Consider the following 14,663-nt stretch of genomic DNA (forward strand, 5'->3'; position numbering starts at 1 on the left):
CCGTGGTGCTCAAGCCAGTTCTCGATTCAACTCATTCAGGAAGTCGTGCGGGGTGCGCCCCGGAAAGGCCAACGCCAGACCCCTGCCGCCACCGCGGCTAACGAACGGTTCGGCTCGGAAGTCCGGAGGGGCGATGCCGACGTCGCTGGCAACGACGTCGCGGATGGCCTCCAACCACCACATCTGGTCCTCCGTGAACTCCACGCCAGCCTGCCGCTGCCGCAGCAGCCAGCCTTCGAAGCGCTCCTCTACCGTCTCACGGTACGGCTTCAGCTCCGAATCTACGTTGAGCTCGTACCGGATGAGTGAGATGAGGTCCGGCACACCGGCTTCCCTGCCAGGCCGCTCGGTCGCGCGGCCGAGGTCCTCGTAGTAGGTCCACAGGACCTGCGGGGTCCATGCGAAGTCTGGGCGCCGGATCTTGTCGGCCAGCTCCTTGAGCGCTGCGTATGCCTCCGTGGGGGCAACGGAACGGGGACTCGAAACCGCGATGGAGATCGCGGCGATCTTGTCACGCTCCTCCTCGAGGAGGCGGCTCCAGCGGTCGACCTGCTCCTGGGCCCGTTCCTCTCGGGGGATCGCGTGGACGTCGGTGACGGCGACCGCAGTGGTCTCATCCATCACATAGTCCTTGTCCCGACGGATCTCGATGATCAGCTGGCGCAGGTCGGGGCTGGTGGTGAGGGGGGCGACGGCAGCAGCGATCAACGCGTGGGCCGCCTTCTCACCCCCCTCCGCTTGGGCCCGGTCTTGCCTGTCGGGATCTGCGGCCTTCATGATCGCGCCCGCGATGTCCGAGAGTTCGAGGCCGCCGGCCGCCTTGGTGATCTGGTCGCGCTCGCCAGCGTTGAGCTGCTGGTTAAGGCGGGCGAGACGGCCTGCGAGGATCTCCGCCTCCGAGGCACTGATCGACTTGGTGCCAGCCTTGTCGAGGAGCTTGGCCAGTGAGACCTGGCGTTCCCCGGCCGGAACAAGTGGCCGCGCGTCCACGAGCGGAGAGTCAGTGACGCCGACTGCGTCCACGAGGACGAAACGGTCCTTGCGCACCCGCGCATCCCCGCCAGGGGTCACCTCGCGCAGTTCAGTGGCGTCGATGGTGCGGGCGCCGCGTCCCTTCATCTGCTCGAAGAGGACCGCGCTGCGCACTTCTCGCAGGAAGATCACGCACTCCAGCGCCTTGATGTCCGTACCGGTGGCGATCATGTCGACGGTCACGGCGAGCCTGAGGCCCGGGGACGTCCGCAGATCACGAATCAGCTCGTTGGGGTCTTCGCCAGCCTTGCGACTCTTGTACGTGATCTTCTTAGCAAACTCGTCCCCCCGCCCGAAGACCTCCTTGGCTTGAGCGAGCACGTCTTCGGCATGGTCCTCGCCAACCGCGAAGATCAGCGTCTTGGGGACCTCCTTGCGGCCGGGAAACCAGCTCTGCCAGTTGTCCCGGTAAGCGGTGAGAACGGCTCGGATCTCGTCGACGGCGACCACCGAGCGTCCGATCTGACGGGTGGTGTAGGTGAAGTCATCCGCCAGCTGCTCGTAGCGCTGGTAGCGGGTCTTCCGGTCACGGATCTTGACCGTCGTGCCCTCTTCTATGGTCGCGCCGCCATTCTCCCGCAAATCCGTATGGATGCGGATGACGTCGAAGTCGACGTTGACGCAGTCGGCTACGGCCTGCGCGTAGGTGTACTCGGAGACAAGATTTCGGCCGAAGAAGCCGAGGGTCTGAAGGGTCGGCGTGGCGGTAAGCCCGACAAGGTGAGCGTCAAAGTACTCCAGCACCGCGCGCCAGAGGCCATAGATGGAGCGATGGCACTCATCCACGATGATCAGGTCGAAGGACTCGATCGGCACGGCCGGGTTGTAGCCGACTTCGATGGGCCTCTCAGCGGCGTAGGACTGTTCATACGCCACGTCGTCGTTCGCCTCGTCGACCGGATCGTCGTCAACGAGGTGCTCACCGGTGAGCAGGCGATACATCTTCTGGATCGTGCAGATGACCACCGAGCTGCTGTCCTGCAGCCCTGCGGCGCCCAGGCGCTCGACGTTGTAGATGTCGGAGAACTTGCGGCCATCATCCGGGGTCGGGAACTTCCTGAACTCGTCCAGCGCCTGCTTGCCCAGGTTGTTGCGGTCCACCAGGAACAGCACACGACGGGCTCGGGCGTGCTTGAGCAGCCGATACGTCTGGGCAACGGCGGTGAAGGTCTTGCCCGCGCCCGTCGCCATCTGGATCAGGGCTCGCGGCTTGTCCAGAGCGAGCGAGCTCTCCAAACCCGTGATTGCTTCGATCTGCGCCGGACGCAGACCATTACGGTGCAGCTCCGGAACACTGCGCAGGGCGGCACGGAAAGTCGGGGCCGCATGATGCTCCTCGGCCCGCCGCATCCAGTCGGCGATCGTCTCCGGTTTGTGAAAGGCGAACACCTCACGGGAGCGTGCCTCGGGGTCCAGCCGGTTGATGAAGTACGTCTCGGTGCCCGTGGTCGCATACCGGAAGGCGAACGGCTCGTCCTCACGCCACACGGCGAGCCGGTGCTCCTTGAGCACTCCGCCGGCGTAGCGGTCGTTCTGCGCGACCGCGCTGGCCAGGTGCGTGCCCTCACGCTTGGCCTCGATGACACCGGCAATCTGTCCGTCCACATACAGGACGTAGTCGGCCCGTCCCGTGGCGAGCGTGAACTCACGCACGGCTACGCCCCGACCTGCCATCGGGTTGACCTCGCTGCGATCCTGCACCACCCAGCCAGCGGCGCGCAGCAGCTTATCGATCTCCTTGCGGGCTTCGATCTCGTTCAGCGGTGCCCGCCGCTGTGCGCGGTGGATGATCGCGTCACGGGCCGCCGGATCGACCTTCCGCGGAGCCTGACGGGCCTGCTCGTAGGCAGCCGTCTGGGCAACGCGCATCTCGGCAACCTGCGAGGTCAGCCTTTCGATCTGGGCCAAGAGCTCGGCGTTGTTCGCGCCGGCACTCGCGATGAGGCGCTCCGCCTCGGCACGTGCGTTCCGCTCGGCCTCCAGCTCACTCGCTGACTCAGTGATGCGTGTGCGCGCCTGGGTCAGGGCCTCGCGATGCCCATCCAGCGCCTGGTTCAGCTCCGCAACCTCGCCCGGATCCGAAATCCGCTCGATCGCCTGCGGGTCCGTGGGCGGTACAAACTCCGCCACCGTGCGGCGGTCAAAGATCGCGTCGTGGAACCAGAGACCGAGCTTGTAGCAGACTTTCACAGCGTCCAACGCTCGCGCTGTGTCGAACAAATGGGCGTGGGCAGCCTTGTTGCGGTCCACCCGCAGCTGATCGAAGTCCCGGCGCGTCTCAGGGATCAGGACGCCGGCTCGAGTCAGGGCGGTCAGCCGATCGATCTGCCGATTGCCTTCCACACGCATGCCGATCCGAGTGATCAGCTCCTCTGCGAGGACTTCACCGAACTGGCCCGCCTGGACGAGCGAGGAGTTGGGGTTGGTGAAGACCGTAGCCTCGGCCTGGGCGCCGTAGAGCGACAACAGTGGTTTCAGTGAGTAGAGGATGCCGAAGTTCGGAGAGGACTTCGCCAGTTTCTGTAGCCGCTCGTCCATTTCCCCCACCAGCTACTCCATCCTCGTGGCACCGGCCGTGTTGCATCCCTGCTGTGTCGAATCGGCACAAGCTTAGAAGCAGGACGCCACGCAAGTAGTAGAAATTTGATCTTCTGTCCTGTGACGACGCCGGCGGGATCGGTGGCAGCGGGAGCCGAGACGGATGCGCATACCCGGCCAGGCTTGCCCGCGGTGCACTCTGGGCAGAGAGCCCGCATGGGTGATCTCATCGAGAACTGGGCGGCGGAGATCGCAAAGGCCGAACTCAGCAGTGCGCTTCCACGACGGTGGGCGCATACGCAGGGAGTGGCCGAGCGCGCTGCCGAAGTAAGTCAGGTTCTCGGCCGAGATGCTGGCCTGCTCATCGCCTCCGCCACCCTGCACGACGTCGGGTACGCGCCCCGGCTCGCGACGACCGGTTTCCACCCCCTGGACGGAGCCCGGTTCCTCCGGGACGAGCACGGCGCCGACGAGCGGCTGGTGCGGTTGGTCGCGAACCACTCGTTCGCGCTCTTGGAGGCCGAGGAGCGGGGGCTGCGGGAGGAGCTCGCGAGCGAGTTCCCTCTGCTGGAGGAGCCGCTGTTGGTGGACGCGCTCGTGTACTGCGACATGACGACCACGCCCGACGGCGGCCGGACCACCGCCGAGGAGCGTGTCGCGGAGATCTTGGGCCGCTACGGGAACGACAGCGTGGTTGGGCGGTTCATCCGCCGGGCGGCACCGGAGATCTTCGCCGCCGTGAGGCGGGTGGAGGCGGCGCTGGCGGCTCAGCCGAGGTAGGGGTAGGCGCCGGCCAGGTAGTCGCCGATCTGCTGGCGCATGCTGGCGTGGATGTCGTACTGGTCGAGGTCGGCCGGCTGAACGAAGCGGACGCCGTCGGCCTCGTCGTTGATCGTGGGCTCGCCGCCGATGGGGCGGCCGATGTAGGTGTTCTCGTACTGCTGGCGGATCTCACCGTCGGTGTACGCCACGATGTGGCGGGGGTTCGTGTAGACGCCGAGGAATCCGGTGATCTCGGCGACGATCCCCGTCTCCTCCAGGCATTCGCGTACCGCGCACTCGGCCGCCGTCTCGCCGATGTCCTGGGCCCCGCCCGGCAATGCCCACTGGCCGGTGTCTCGGCGGCGCTGGAGCAGGATGGCGCCGCTGTCGTCGACGACCAGCAGGTTGCTGGCCGGGATGAGGGTGTTGGCCTTTGGGGCGTTGGGGTCGTTGTAGTACTCAGTCCTGCCCATGTGCGGCGGTCCCCTCATGATCGGGCATCCAGGGCCGTGCGCCGGCCCAGACGGCGTCGAAGCTCTGAGCGTAGTTATCGAACCAGCCCATGGCATCCACTCTCCGCAGGTGGAACAGGGGGTTGGCGCTCGCCGGCTGGCCCCAGACATGCGGGTTGACCAGCAGATCGTCGTCGTACCGGAAGAGGGAGTTATAGAGCGTGGTGTCGTGGAGCCGCACCTCGCATCCGGGTTCGGACAGCAGTGGGCGGTAGTAGGTGAGGGAGGCGCGGATCTTGGCGGCGAGGGTGTCGCCGATGCCCTCCTCGCGGCCTCGGGTGGCGGCTGCGTTGCCGCTCGGGTCACCGAAGCAGAGGCGTACGCGCACCCCGGTGGCCGCGCGCTCGGCGAGCATCTTGGCGACGTGCGGGTTGGTCTGGGCGAAGAAGGTGCCGGAGAAGATCAGGACATCGATCTGCCGCTGGGCGCCCTGGAGGAGGGCGAGCCATGTGTCACGGGGGACGCTGGCCCGGTTCTGGTAGGTGCCGATGATCTCGCCGCTGCCTAAGCCGGTGCCAGGCCGACCGCTGCGTGGCAGCGGTGCGGGCCAGAGGAAGGTCTCCTCGACACGCAGGTGCTGGGCAACGCTGAAGCGGTGCCGTGGGTGGGGCACGCGTCCGCCGAGCCACCGGCCGACGGTCTTGGGGTCCACTTCGCAGGCTTCGGCGAGCGATTCGGGAGATACACCGCGCTGGGCGAGTACGGAGTGAAGTCGCTCGTTCACGGAGCCAATACAAGCCGAGTCGTGAGGCGGAGGGCAAGGACGTCGTGGGACGTTTCCGTGGTGCCGGGCGGTATCGAGCCAGTGCTTACGCTGGCGGTATGCAGCTCAGCGTCCTGTGGGACATCGACCACACGCTCATCGACAACGCGGGTGTGAGCAAGGAGATTTACTCCGCCGCGTTCGCCGCACTGGCCGGCTTCGCGCCGACCGGGCCGGCACGCACGGAGGGACGTACGGACCGCCTGATCATGCATGAGATGTTCATTCGGCACGACGTTCCCGAGCCGGAATGGGGCCGGATCCAGGACGCCCTGACCCTTGCCGGGCAGGAGCGGTTTGGGGAGCTGCGGGTGCGCGGTACGGCCCTGCCGGGTGCATGTGACGCGCTCAAGTGCGTTGCGGAGAGGGAGGGGTGGGTGTCCTCGGTCCTCACGGGCAACATCGCGGCGAATGCCGAGGTCAAGCTCGCCGCCTTCGGCCTCGACTCTCTGCTCGACCTCTCCGTCGGCGCCTACGGTGCCGACGGGGTCCAGCGTCCCGATCTCGTGGCGGTGGCGCGAGAGCGAATCCGCCGCGCCTATGGAGCGGAGCAGGACGTCCCCGTCGTACTCGTGGGGGACACGCCGCGGGACGTCGAAGCCGCCCTCTCCACGGGCTCTCACATCGTCGCCGTCGCCTCAGGCATTCACAGCCAGGAGGAACTGGCCGCAGCCGGCGCGGCAGTCGTGCTGCGTGACCTTTCGGACACCACAGGGCTGATGAGCCACTTTGAGGGCATCGCCAGGCACTGAAAACGTCCCAGGACGTCCTCGGACCGTCCGCCTACGCGGTGACGCCGTCCACGCCTGGACGGCCACGATCGGATCCTCCCCGCCAGTCAACTGACCTAGGAGGCCCGCGTGATCCGCGACGTCACCGGAATCCGCAGGATCCGGATGCTGTACTTGCAGCTGCTGTACCGCTGCAACTTCTCCTGCCTGCACTGCTTCCACGGAGAGCGCCTCAAGCAGGCCGACGCCTTCACCGCCGAGGAGGCGGTCGGACTCATCCGGCTCATGCGCGAGGAGTACGGCACCGAGGCGGTGACCCTGCTCGGAGGCGAGCCCTTCCTCTACAAGGAGCTCCCGCAGGTCGTCCGCTACACCCGGCAGGAGCTGGGGATGCAGGTAGAGATCTGCACCAACGGCTACCGGATCGAGCGCCGCCTCACCGAGATCGCTCCCTACGTGGACCTGCTGCGGGTCTCGTTGGAGGGCGTCGCCGGCACCAACGACGACATCCGCAGGCAGGGCAGCTATCACGCCGCGCTCAGCACGCTGAACCTCGCTCGGGACCTCGGCGTCATGACGGCCGCGACGATGACCGTGACCTCGCGGAACATCGACGAGGTACTGCCCCTGGCGCGGGTCATGCAGAGGTTCGGCGCCCGGCAGCTCAAGCTGCACTGCCTCCGCCCGGTCGGCAACGCCGCCCATCACCCCGAGCTCCTGGTCGACGACCCGACCGCGTACACCCGCCTCCGCGAGGACCTCCGTGCGGCCGGGCTCTCCATCGAGGTGATCCTCGACGAAGACCTCGCCGAGGGCGGGGCTCCGGAGATCTGCGCGCCGACTGGCGGCCCTCGCGAGATCGAACGGATCGAGGCCGACCCGCGCGGCGCGCTCACCATGTCCTGCAAGGCCGTGGGCAAGGACTCGCACGCCTTCTGGTACGAGAAGACCGCTAACCACATCGTCCACCGGCCCTCCGCCACCGACGAGCTCACCCTCACCGTCCCGGACGTGGTGTACGCCCGTGCCTGACCGGCCGTCCTTCGAGGCGCTCGAGGGGTTACGGGGAAGCGGGAAGTCCACCGTCGCGCCACTGCTTGCGGCGGTCAGGGGCGCCGTCCTGGTCCCCACCGTGCCGCTCTTCTACCAGTCGCTGCGGCGCCAGGTGGATCTGCGGGAGAGCGTCGAGGCCCGCCTGTGCTTCTACCTCTCGGCCCTGTTCACGGCTGCCGAGGAGGTCCGAGAGCACCTCGCCGCCGGCACCCCGGTCGTCGTCGAGAGCTACTTCGCCCGGTGCCTCGCGAACCACCATGCCTTCGGGGCCCGCCTCGGCGTCACCCTCCCGCCCGACCTGCCCCAGCCCACCACGTACCACCTGCTCTGCACGGAGGACGAACGGCAACGGCGCCTCGCCCAACGGACCAAGCCCACCTCCCGGTGGGACGCCCTGAGCGAGGAAGCCTCGGACCGGATCTCGACCGCCTACGCCCAGTTCCCGATGCATCGAATCGACACCACGAGCCGTGCCCCGGAGCAGATCGTCCAGACGATCCTCACCACCACCCAGGAAGGACATCACCGTGCAGACGCAGAGCCTGTGGGAGCACACCCTCACGTTCTTCCCCCAGTTCCTCGCCGCCCTGAAGGAGCGCACGTCTCCTGACGCCACGGTCGCGGTCGTGGGCGCGAGCGACGGCAAGTTCGTGCTGCCCCTCGCCGCCGCCGGCTACCGCGTCATCGCCATCGAGCGCGACCCCTTCGCTCTCCACGGAGGCGAGGTCAGCCTTCCGGGTGACACCCACGCCCAGGCCCCCGGCCTCATCGACCGCCTCAAGGCCGAGGAACTCCACGACCGGGTCCAGGTCATCGGCGAGGACTTCCTCACGGCCGAGCTCCCCGAGGGTCACTGCGACGCAGTCTGGACGAGCTGTTCGTGGCACTACAGTGCCAACCACCACAGCCCTCTCGGCGACTTCGTCCGCCGCATGCAGGCCCTCGTTCGCGAAGGGGGCTTGTTTGGCGCGGAGTTCATGATGCCCGTCGAAGAGCGCCACCAGTTCATCGAGCACTACACCTCGCCCGAGAGACTCACCCGCCACCTCGCCCCCGGCTGGGACGTCCTGCTCACGGTGCGCACGAACCAGTTCATCGAGCGCCCGCACCTCGGCCAGCCCCACGACCACACGCACCGCATGGGTCTGCTCATCGCGGCCCGCACCTCCAGGTAATCGCACCCAACGAGGAAGACGACTATGAAGCACGAGTACGAGGCCAAGTTCCTCAACGTCGACGTCACCGCCCTCCAGGACAAGCTCACCGCCCTGGGCGCCACACAGGCGTTCCCCCGCACCCTCCTCACCCGCAAGATCTTCGAGAACGACGCCCTCGACGGAGGCGCGTGGCTCCGGCTGCGGGACGAGGGGACTCGCTCCACCCTCACTCTCAAGCAGGTCACCGACGCGACGACCATCGACGGCACCACGGAGATCGAGACCGAGGTCACCGACCTCCACGCCATGGCCGACATCCTCCGTCGCCTCGGCCTCAACGAGGTCCGCTACCAGGAGAACTACCGCGAGGAGTGGCGCCTGGGCGAGGTCGCCTTCGACTTCGACACCTGGCCGGACCTCCCCACGTTCGTCGAGATCGAAGGCCCGGACGAGGCGTCCGTCCGCCAGGCCGCCGACCTGCTCGACCTCGATTACACCGAAGCCCGCTTCGGCAGCGTCGACGAGATCTACAAGACCGAGGCCGGCCGCGACATCCTCGCCGAGCCCACGCTCCTCTTCGCCGATTCCGACAAGCAGGAGGTTTCCTCCGAAGCGGTCCGAGGCCGGTGACCTCAGGCGAGAAGCGATGCTCACAGAACTCGCCTTGCCGAACAGGGTGATCCCTGGAATCGCCGAATTCGCCCGCGGCGGACTGCCCGCGCCAGCCGCAACCGACGACGGCAACGAGTGGGTCGACGGCCTCTGCTGGCTCTACTGCGGACAGCGATGGACCCGCGTCCTCTGGATCGGCCCCGCGAGCGTCGCCGGTGCCCAGGCAGCGATGTACGCCTGCGGCCCCTGCATCCAGGAGCTCCAGGAGCGGGTCTGGCGATCGATCCTCCTCGATGACCAGCCGGCTCACGCTCCACACCCGAGCCAGACCGCTGGATCCGGTGCACCATCTGAACGGCGTTCTGGCCAGCACCGAGGCCAAAGCAGGTTTCTTCGCCGCTAAGCCCCCGCCCTGGTCACGGAAGTGCCTGGCCGTCCCCCACGGCATGAGCCCTGTGACCAGGGCGGGTTTCACTCTGCCGAGACTTGGCGCCAATGATGCCAGCGCCAGAACGGCGGTCCCTGGGCAGTTCTCAGTGACAGGGCGTCCTGTTTCATCCCTCTCGGTACTGTCGTTCCGCCCCTCGTGGCCGCCTCGGAGGAGTAGACGTGATTCAGCAGCACTCGGAGAAGCAGCCGGGCATAGCGGCAGCCGTAATCGTTCACGAGGGACGCGTCCTCCTGGTGCGCCGCCGGGTGAGCGAGGGGCAGCTGTCCTGGCAGTTCCCGGCCGGCAAGGTCGAGCCCGGTGAAGGCCGTGAAGAGGCGGCAGTTCGCGAGACGCAGGAGGAGACCGGGCTAACCGTGGCCGCTGTGAAGCTGCTCGGCGAGCGGATCCACCCGCAGACGGGTCGACTCATGTCGTACACGGTCTGCGAGGTGGTGGGCGGCACCGCTCATGTCGCGGACGCCGAGGAGGTGGCCGAGCTCGCCTGGGTCGCCCACGGCGAGATCCCGCAGTACGTGCCGTACGGAGTGTTCGAGCCGGTGCAGGACTACCTCGACACGGCCCTGCCCGCCTGAAGGGTCTCCGGGCCGGGGATCACGCGCACAGGAGCGTTGCGTCCCCCGTTGGGCGGCTGATCAAAGGCGAGACGCCTCTGACGGGATCTTCTCCAACATGGTCCAGCTCCACGAGCGCCCGCCGACCACCAGAGTGGTTTCGTCTGCGATGCGCCAGCCCCTCATCCATCGGCCACCGCCGTGATTGCGCGCCCGGCACGAGCAGGTGCATACGTGGCCGAGCGCACTCATACAGCGAGGGTTGCACTTCTCGGAGCGGTTGAACTCCCTGCCCAGCAGGATGCGGCCGTGCCGCTGGACAAGGGTGCCGGCAAGTTCGATGAAGTGGTCCGTGGCCACAGCCCAGGAGTCGTTGTCCCGTTCCCACTCCGGCCTGGCTCGCCCATGAACGTAGTCGTGCACGAACTGCTCGTGCTTCTGCCAGCCGTGCTTGGGGATCCAGTAGCCGGTCCGTCCCTTGGCGGGAAGAGTGACAACGGGAGCGTCGATGTCACCCCACAGCGGGATCCACGACGGTCTCGGCACGGGCACTTCCCGGATCGTGCTGCGAGGGCGTCGCGGCGCGGAAGGCGAGCTGTCGGAGGGGCCGACCCTGTAGAGGGGCGTCTGGGGCGCCCCAGGCTGATAGCGCTGCTTCGCCGATTCCGGGCACTGCCCTACTCGCCGGTCGGCGCGAGGATGGGCGAGGACCTTCCCGGTACGCCGATCTATCCGTATGGCGCCGCCACAGAGCCGACACCGGCCCTTCTCAGTAGGGGAAGTGGGCAAAGCGTTCCCTTCGCGCTGAGAAGCCTGAACGCCCGGATGGGTTCAGACCCTTCGGACACAGCAGGCCCAGCGTAGGCGTGAACGCCTTTGATGGACATCGAGTTGGAGATGTCGGACGCACACCTGACCTTCGCGTTCGAGCCGCATCGGCGTGCATCAGGGGATCTCCATTGACCGTGGCCGACAGCACAGACAGGCGACGCTTCTCCCTCTATCGGCGGTGGTGGGGCCGGTGCGCGCCGGGGACGCCGGCCTCCTTGAGGAGCTGGCGTCCTCGACCACAGCGCCGACTGATCACTCGGTGCAGGAAAGTCAGCGGCTGCGGGGCCAACCCGTTTCGGTGTTGGCCCCGTAGGGGTGCTCGGCGTGTCTGCTGCTGGCGTTCAGATTGGTGATGAGAGCGCGCGCTGCTGAGCTGAGGCCGGCGGTGACCTCTTGGACGTAGGCGGTGTTCGGGCGGGCGGAGAGGTCCTGGACGACGCCCCAGTTCTCCGCGATCCGTTCCAGGGCCTGCCGTGCGTGGTGGATGGCGTCCTGCCTGTGGGCCAGGAACTCTTCGGCACGCTGGTGGGCCTGGTGCCAGGTGATGTCTCCCTGCTCGGCGAGCTGGGCCAGGAGTGGGGTCGTGTGGCCGTCTGCGAGATGGAGCTCGTCGGTGTCGGCGATCTGCTTCCGGATGCGGTTGTCCTCCTGCCGTTCCTCCAGCGTGGCGATGGCTTCGCCGAGGGTGAGGTGGCCTCCGGTGACGAGCTGGGAGAGGTCGGGGGCCTGCTCACTGAGGCGGTCGCGCTTCTCCTGGAATGCGGCGGCCTTCGCCTTGTGCTCACGGGCGATGTCGTAGGCGGCGTCGAGCGGGAAGGCGCCGACGCGGACCTGTTCGGCTAGGTCGGGGGAATAGGCGAGGACGACGTTGGCGGCGGAGAGGCGGGTGCGGCTGAGGCTGTGGGTCTTGGCCAGGTCGCGCAGGGAGTGTCCCGAAACGGAACAGGCCATGGCGGTGATCATGGCCTGCTGGCCCTTGCTGAGGTGTCGACGGTAGACGTTGCTGGAGAGGATGAACGCTCGGGGGTTGTCACCGGTGTAGGTGGTGAAGCGCGGCTCGACGCCGGCGATCTCGCAGGCGGTGAGACGGTTAGGACCGTCGAGGAGGACACCGTCAGAGTCGAGGACGACGGCCTTGCGAAGGCCCTCGCTCTTGATCGACTCAGCGAGGTCGAGCAGTTCGTCCTCGTCGAGCATCGGGAAGATGTCGGCGGTGGGGTGGATCTTCAGGGCGGGCTCCTTGCTGTCGGCTGCTGTGGGGTCGGCACTCTGCGGGTGCGCTTCGGTGGTGTAGGTGGATGGCTGCCGGGTGGCTGTCATAGGGCTCCTTCTGGCTGTCAGCGGCGTCGGTGGCGTTGCTCGGCGGGGGTGATGGATGCCGTGGCGGGTTGGGGGTTGCGGGCCTGGTGTGCGCTGGGTGCGGGCGCCATGGTGGAGCGGCTGCGGGCGGCTTCGGCGCGGGGGTTGGGGGCGGGGTTGCGGATGGTGTGCTGGATGCGGGTGATCAGGACGCGGGCGGGTTGGCGGGCGGTGGCGAGTTCGCGCTGAGCGGCGGCTTCCTTGAGGAGCTGGTGGGGTTTGTGGCCGCCGGCTTCGGCGTCGGCGAGGACGGTGGCGAGGGCCGGCCAGGCGGGGTCGGTGAGGATGCGATCGGCGTGGTCGGGGACGGCGGCCCGTACGTCGTGGGCCAGGGTCCGGCGAGCCTGATCGTTCGGCCGGCGGGCGGCGAGGCTGCCGACGACGGGCGTGAGGGCGTAGTCGGCGGCGGTCTGGAGGTGGTGGAGGGTCTGGCGGGCGGCTTCGGTCTGGTGGGCGTGGTTCTTCGCCTCGTGCCAGCGGGCGGCGACGATCGTGGCCCAGACGAGGGCAGCGAGCAGGGTCGCCAGTGCGCTGCCGTCGGGGCCGGTGGCGGTGTGGGCGAGGTCCCGGGCCGCCTTGCGCAGGGTCGTGGCGGCCTGGTTCTCGGCGCGGATCCGGGAGCGCTGGGCGCGGGCGAATGCCCTTGAAGCAGCTCGGAGTTCGGCGTGGAGGTGGGCGGGGGCTTTCTGGGCGGTGGCTTCGATGAGTTCGCCGAGCGCGGTGATCTGGGCCTGGCTGTGGGCATCGTCGCCCATGCCGACCTGGAGGGTGTCGAGGGCGTCGACGGCCTGGTGCCAGGGGGTGGTGGGGCGGTCTCGGCGGGCGGTGGGATGTTCCTCCGGCGCTGTGGCCTCCAGGCGGGCCTTGAGCTTGGGGAGGGTGAGGTCGGGGGCGATCTTGCCGCCGGGGTGGAAGATCTGTTCGCCGTCCTTGTTGAGGTCGCCGGGGCGGCCGACGGCGTAGCCGAGGAGGTCTCCGGACGGTCCGCGGCGGGGTTTGACCTCGATGCCCATGGCTTCGAGGTAGGCGAGGAGTTCCTCGGCGCTGCTCGCGTGGGGGATGGCGGCGCGGATGCGGTCCTGGAGCCAGTCACGGCTGGTCTGCTCCCAGCCGAGGCGCTGGGCCTTGTGCATCTCGGCCTGGGTGGGTCGGCGTCCGGCGGTGCGGTCGCCCTTATTCAATCGGCACAGGCCGTAGTCGGTCTCGATCTGGCGGCAGGCGTCGCCGACGCGGATGCCGCTGTCGTGGAGCTTGGGCCGGCGGCCGTCTTCGCGGACCGTGGTGGCGAGGATGTGGATGTGATCGTCCGCGTGGCGTACGGCGATCCAGCGGCAGCCGAGGTCGTCTCCGGGAGGTGCGATGCCGGCGGCTTCGACGATGCGCTGGGCGATGTCGGCCCATTCGGTGTCGGAGAGGTGGCGATCGGTGGGGGCGGTGCGGACGGGGCAGTGCCAGACGTGGTCGGTGACCTTCTTGCCGAACTCGCTGTTCCGAAGGTGGACGGGCTCGTCGAGGTGGCGGGCGAGCTGGGTGAGGGTGGCCTCCGGGTTGCGGCCGGGGTCGGGCATGCCGAGCATGGCGAAGGCGGCGACGATGTGCGGGTCGGTGTGCTCGTCGTGGCGGCCGGGGCCGTAGAGGTAGGCGAGCAGGCCGCGGGTGTTGGACCCGGCCGGTTTGATGGCGGCGATCACGCGGCCTGGTCCTTCTTGATGTCGGCCGGTTCGCGCAGGGCCTCTGCGATCAGTTCCAGCAGGCGGTGCAGTTCGTCGAGACGGTGGCGGATGTCGGGTGGGGTGAGGTCGCTGTTCAGCGCGCGGGCGATCTGGTTGACGTTGACGCCGATGCGGTTGAGCTCGCGCAGCACCTGGGCGCGGAACATGTGCGTGCGGCGGCGGTCCTCGGAAAGCGGCAGGTTCGCGGCGAACCGACCGGATACGAACGCGAGGACGATGTCGGCGGCGAAGCCGGATTCCCCCTTGTAGCCGTGCTCGGCGGCAGCCTCCTGGAGGTCGGCGTGTTCGTCGCCGGTGAACCGCAGCGGGCCGACACGGACGGTCCGCTTGGTGCCGGTGAAACGGCGGATCGCCGGCTGCAAGCTCCGCACCGCTCGGTCACCGGTCGACGGCTCGGTGGCCGGTGCGGGGCGGAGGATCTGCTGCTGGACTGCGTGGAGCTCGTCTGGGTCGGGGCCGCCCTCGGCCCCGACCTCCTGGTCCGACGCCCCCTGGCGTCGGGCCGTCTCCGCCACCCCTGGGGCGGAGATCCCCGAAGACCGGCCTTGAGTCGGACTCGGGGTACTACTGGCTCCGCC

Annotated in this window: 14 protein-coding genes; 7 read left to right on the top strand and 7 right to left on the bottom strand. The window is 68.1% G+C overall.

What is annotated here, in order from left to right; genetic code table 11:
- Window positions 1-9: 9 nt before the first annotated feature.
- On the bottom strand, window positions 10-3,570 hold the full coding sequence (locus ACFVWY_RS23440; protein ID WP_389875759.1) for a DEAD/DEAH box helicase family protein: 3,561 nt from the start codon (window positions 3,568-3,570) through the stop codon (window positions 10-12).
- 216 nt (window positions 3,571-3,786) lie between these two features.
- Between ACFVWY_RS23440 and ACFVWY_RS23445 the strand changes: the two genes are divergently transcribed.
- On the top strand, window positions 3,787-4,350 hold the full coding sequence (locus tag ACFVWY_RS23445) for an HD domain-containing protein (protein ID WP_389875642.1): 564 nt from the start codon (window positions 3,787-3,789) through the stop codon (window positions 4,348-4,350).
- On the opposite strand, the gene ACFVWY_RS23450 is transcribed toward ACFVWY_RS23445, so the two are convergent.
- Complete coding sequence (locus tag ACFVWY_RS23450; RefSeq protein ID WP_389875644.1) at window positions 4,338-4,805, bottom strand: NUDIX hydrolase; 468 nt, start codon at window positions 4,803-4,805, stop codon at window positions 4,338-4,340. The two genes, ACFVWY_RS23445 and ACFVWY_RS23450, sit on opposite strands and share 13 nt — an antisense overlap.
- Entirely contained in the window at window positions 4,792-5,568 is a 777-nt protein-coding gene (locus tag ACFVWY_RS23455) for an XRE family transcriptional regulator (RefSeq protein ID WP_389875647.1), read from the bottom strand. The genes ACFVWY_RS23450 and ACFVWY_RS23455 overlap by 14 nt, the downstream gene beginning before the upstream one ends.
- 98 nt (window positions 5,569-5,666) lie before the next feature.
- On the opposite strand from ACFVWY_RS23455, the gene ACFVWY_RS23460 reads away from it, so the two are divergent.
- The 6 genes from ACFVWY_RS23460 (at window position 5,667) to ACFVWY_RS23485 (ending at window position 10,183) form a co-directional block, all read left to right on the top strand.
- Window positions 5,667-6,359, top strand: a complete 693-nt coding sequence (locus tag ACFVWY_RS23460; RefSeq protein ID WP_389875650.1) for a haloacid dehalogenase-like hydrolase — start codon at window positions 5,667-5,669, stop codon at window positions 6,357-6,359.
- A gap of 108 nt (window positions 6,360-6,467) precedes the next feature.
- A complete protein-coding gene (locus tag ACFVWY_RS23465) occupies window positions 6,468-7,370 on the top strand; it encodes a radical SAM protein (protein ID WP_389875653.1) in 903 nt (300 codons plus the stop codon).
- A complete protein-coding gene (locus ACFVWY_RS23470; protein ID WP_389875656.1) occupies window positions 7,363-8,001 on the top strand; it encodes a hypothetical protein in 639 nt (212 codons plus the stop codon). The genes ACFVWY_RS23465 and ACFVWY_RS23470 overlap by 8 nt, the downstream gene beginning before the upstream one ends.
- Window positions 7,919-8,566 (top strand): class I SAM-dependent methyltransferase, encoded by a 648-nt coding sequence (locus ACFVWY_RS23475; RefSeq protein WP_389875659.1) that lies wholly within the window; start codon window positions 7,919-7,921, stop codon window positions 8,564-8,566. The genes ACFVWY_RS23470 and ACFVWY_RS23475 overlap by 83 nt, the downstream gene beginning before the upstream one ends.
- 24 nt (window positions 8,567-8,590) lie before the next feature.
- Window positions 8,591-9,178 carry a class IV adenylate cyclase gene (locus ACFVWY_RS23480; RefSeq protein WP_389875662.1) on the top strand — a complete coding sequence of 196 codons (588 nt, stop codon included), beginning with the start codon at window positions 8,591-8,593 and terminating at the stop codon, window positions 9,176-9,178.
- Between the two features lie 591 nt (window positions 9,179-9,769).
- A complete protein-coding gene (locus ACFVWY_RS23485) occupies window positions 9,770-10,183 on the top strand; it encodes an NUDIX hydrolase (protein WP_389875664.1) in 414 nt (137 codons plus the stop codon).
- A gap of 60 nt (window positions 10,184-10,243) precedes the next feature.
- Here ACFVWY_RS23485 and ACFVWY_RS23490 read toward each other — a convergent pair whose 3' ends face one another.
- From ACFVWY_RS23490 to ACFVWY_RS23505, 4 genes are all read right to left on the bottom strand, one after another.
- On the bottom strand, window positions 10,244-10,714 hold the full coding sequence (locus ACFVWY_RS23490; RefSeq protein WP_157848173.1) for a hypothetical protein: 471 nt from the start codon (window positions 10,712-10,714) through the stop codon (window positions 10,244-10,246).
- 549 nt (window positions 10,715-11,263) lie between these two features.
- On the bottom strand, window positions 11,264-12,313 hold the full coding sequence (locus tag ACFVWY_RS23495) for a plasmid replication/partition related protein (protein WP_389875667.1): 1,050 nt from the start codon (window positions 12,311-12,313) through the stop codon (window positions 11,264-11,266).
- A 17-nt stretch (window positions 12,314-12,330) separates the two neighbouring features.
- Window positions 12,331-14,043: a relaxase/mobilization nuclease domain-containing protein gene (locus ACFVWY_RS23500; protein ID WP_389875670.1), complete on the bottom strand. Its 1,713-nt coding sequence runs from the start codon at window positions 14,041-14,043 to the stop codon at window positions 12,331-12,333.
- A complete protein-coding gene (locus ACFVWY_RS23505; protein ID WP_389875673.1) occupies window positions 14,040-14,600 on the bottom strand; it encodes a MobC family plasmid mobilization relaxosome protein in 561 nt (186 codons plus the stop codon). Before ACFVWY_RS23505 ends, ACFVWY_RS23500 begins: the two co-directional genes overlap by 4 nt.
- Window positions 14,601-14,663: the final 63 nt, after the last annotated feature.

Origin of the sequence: Streptomyces sp. NPDC058195, assembly GCF_042883525.1 — a bacterium.
GTDB lineage: Bacteria > Actinomycetota > Actinomycetes > Streptomycetales > Streptomycetaceae > Streptomyces.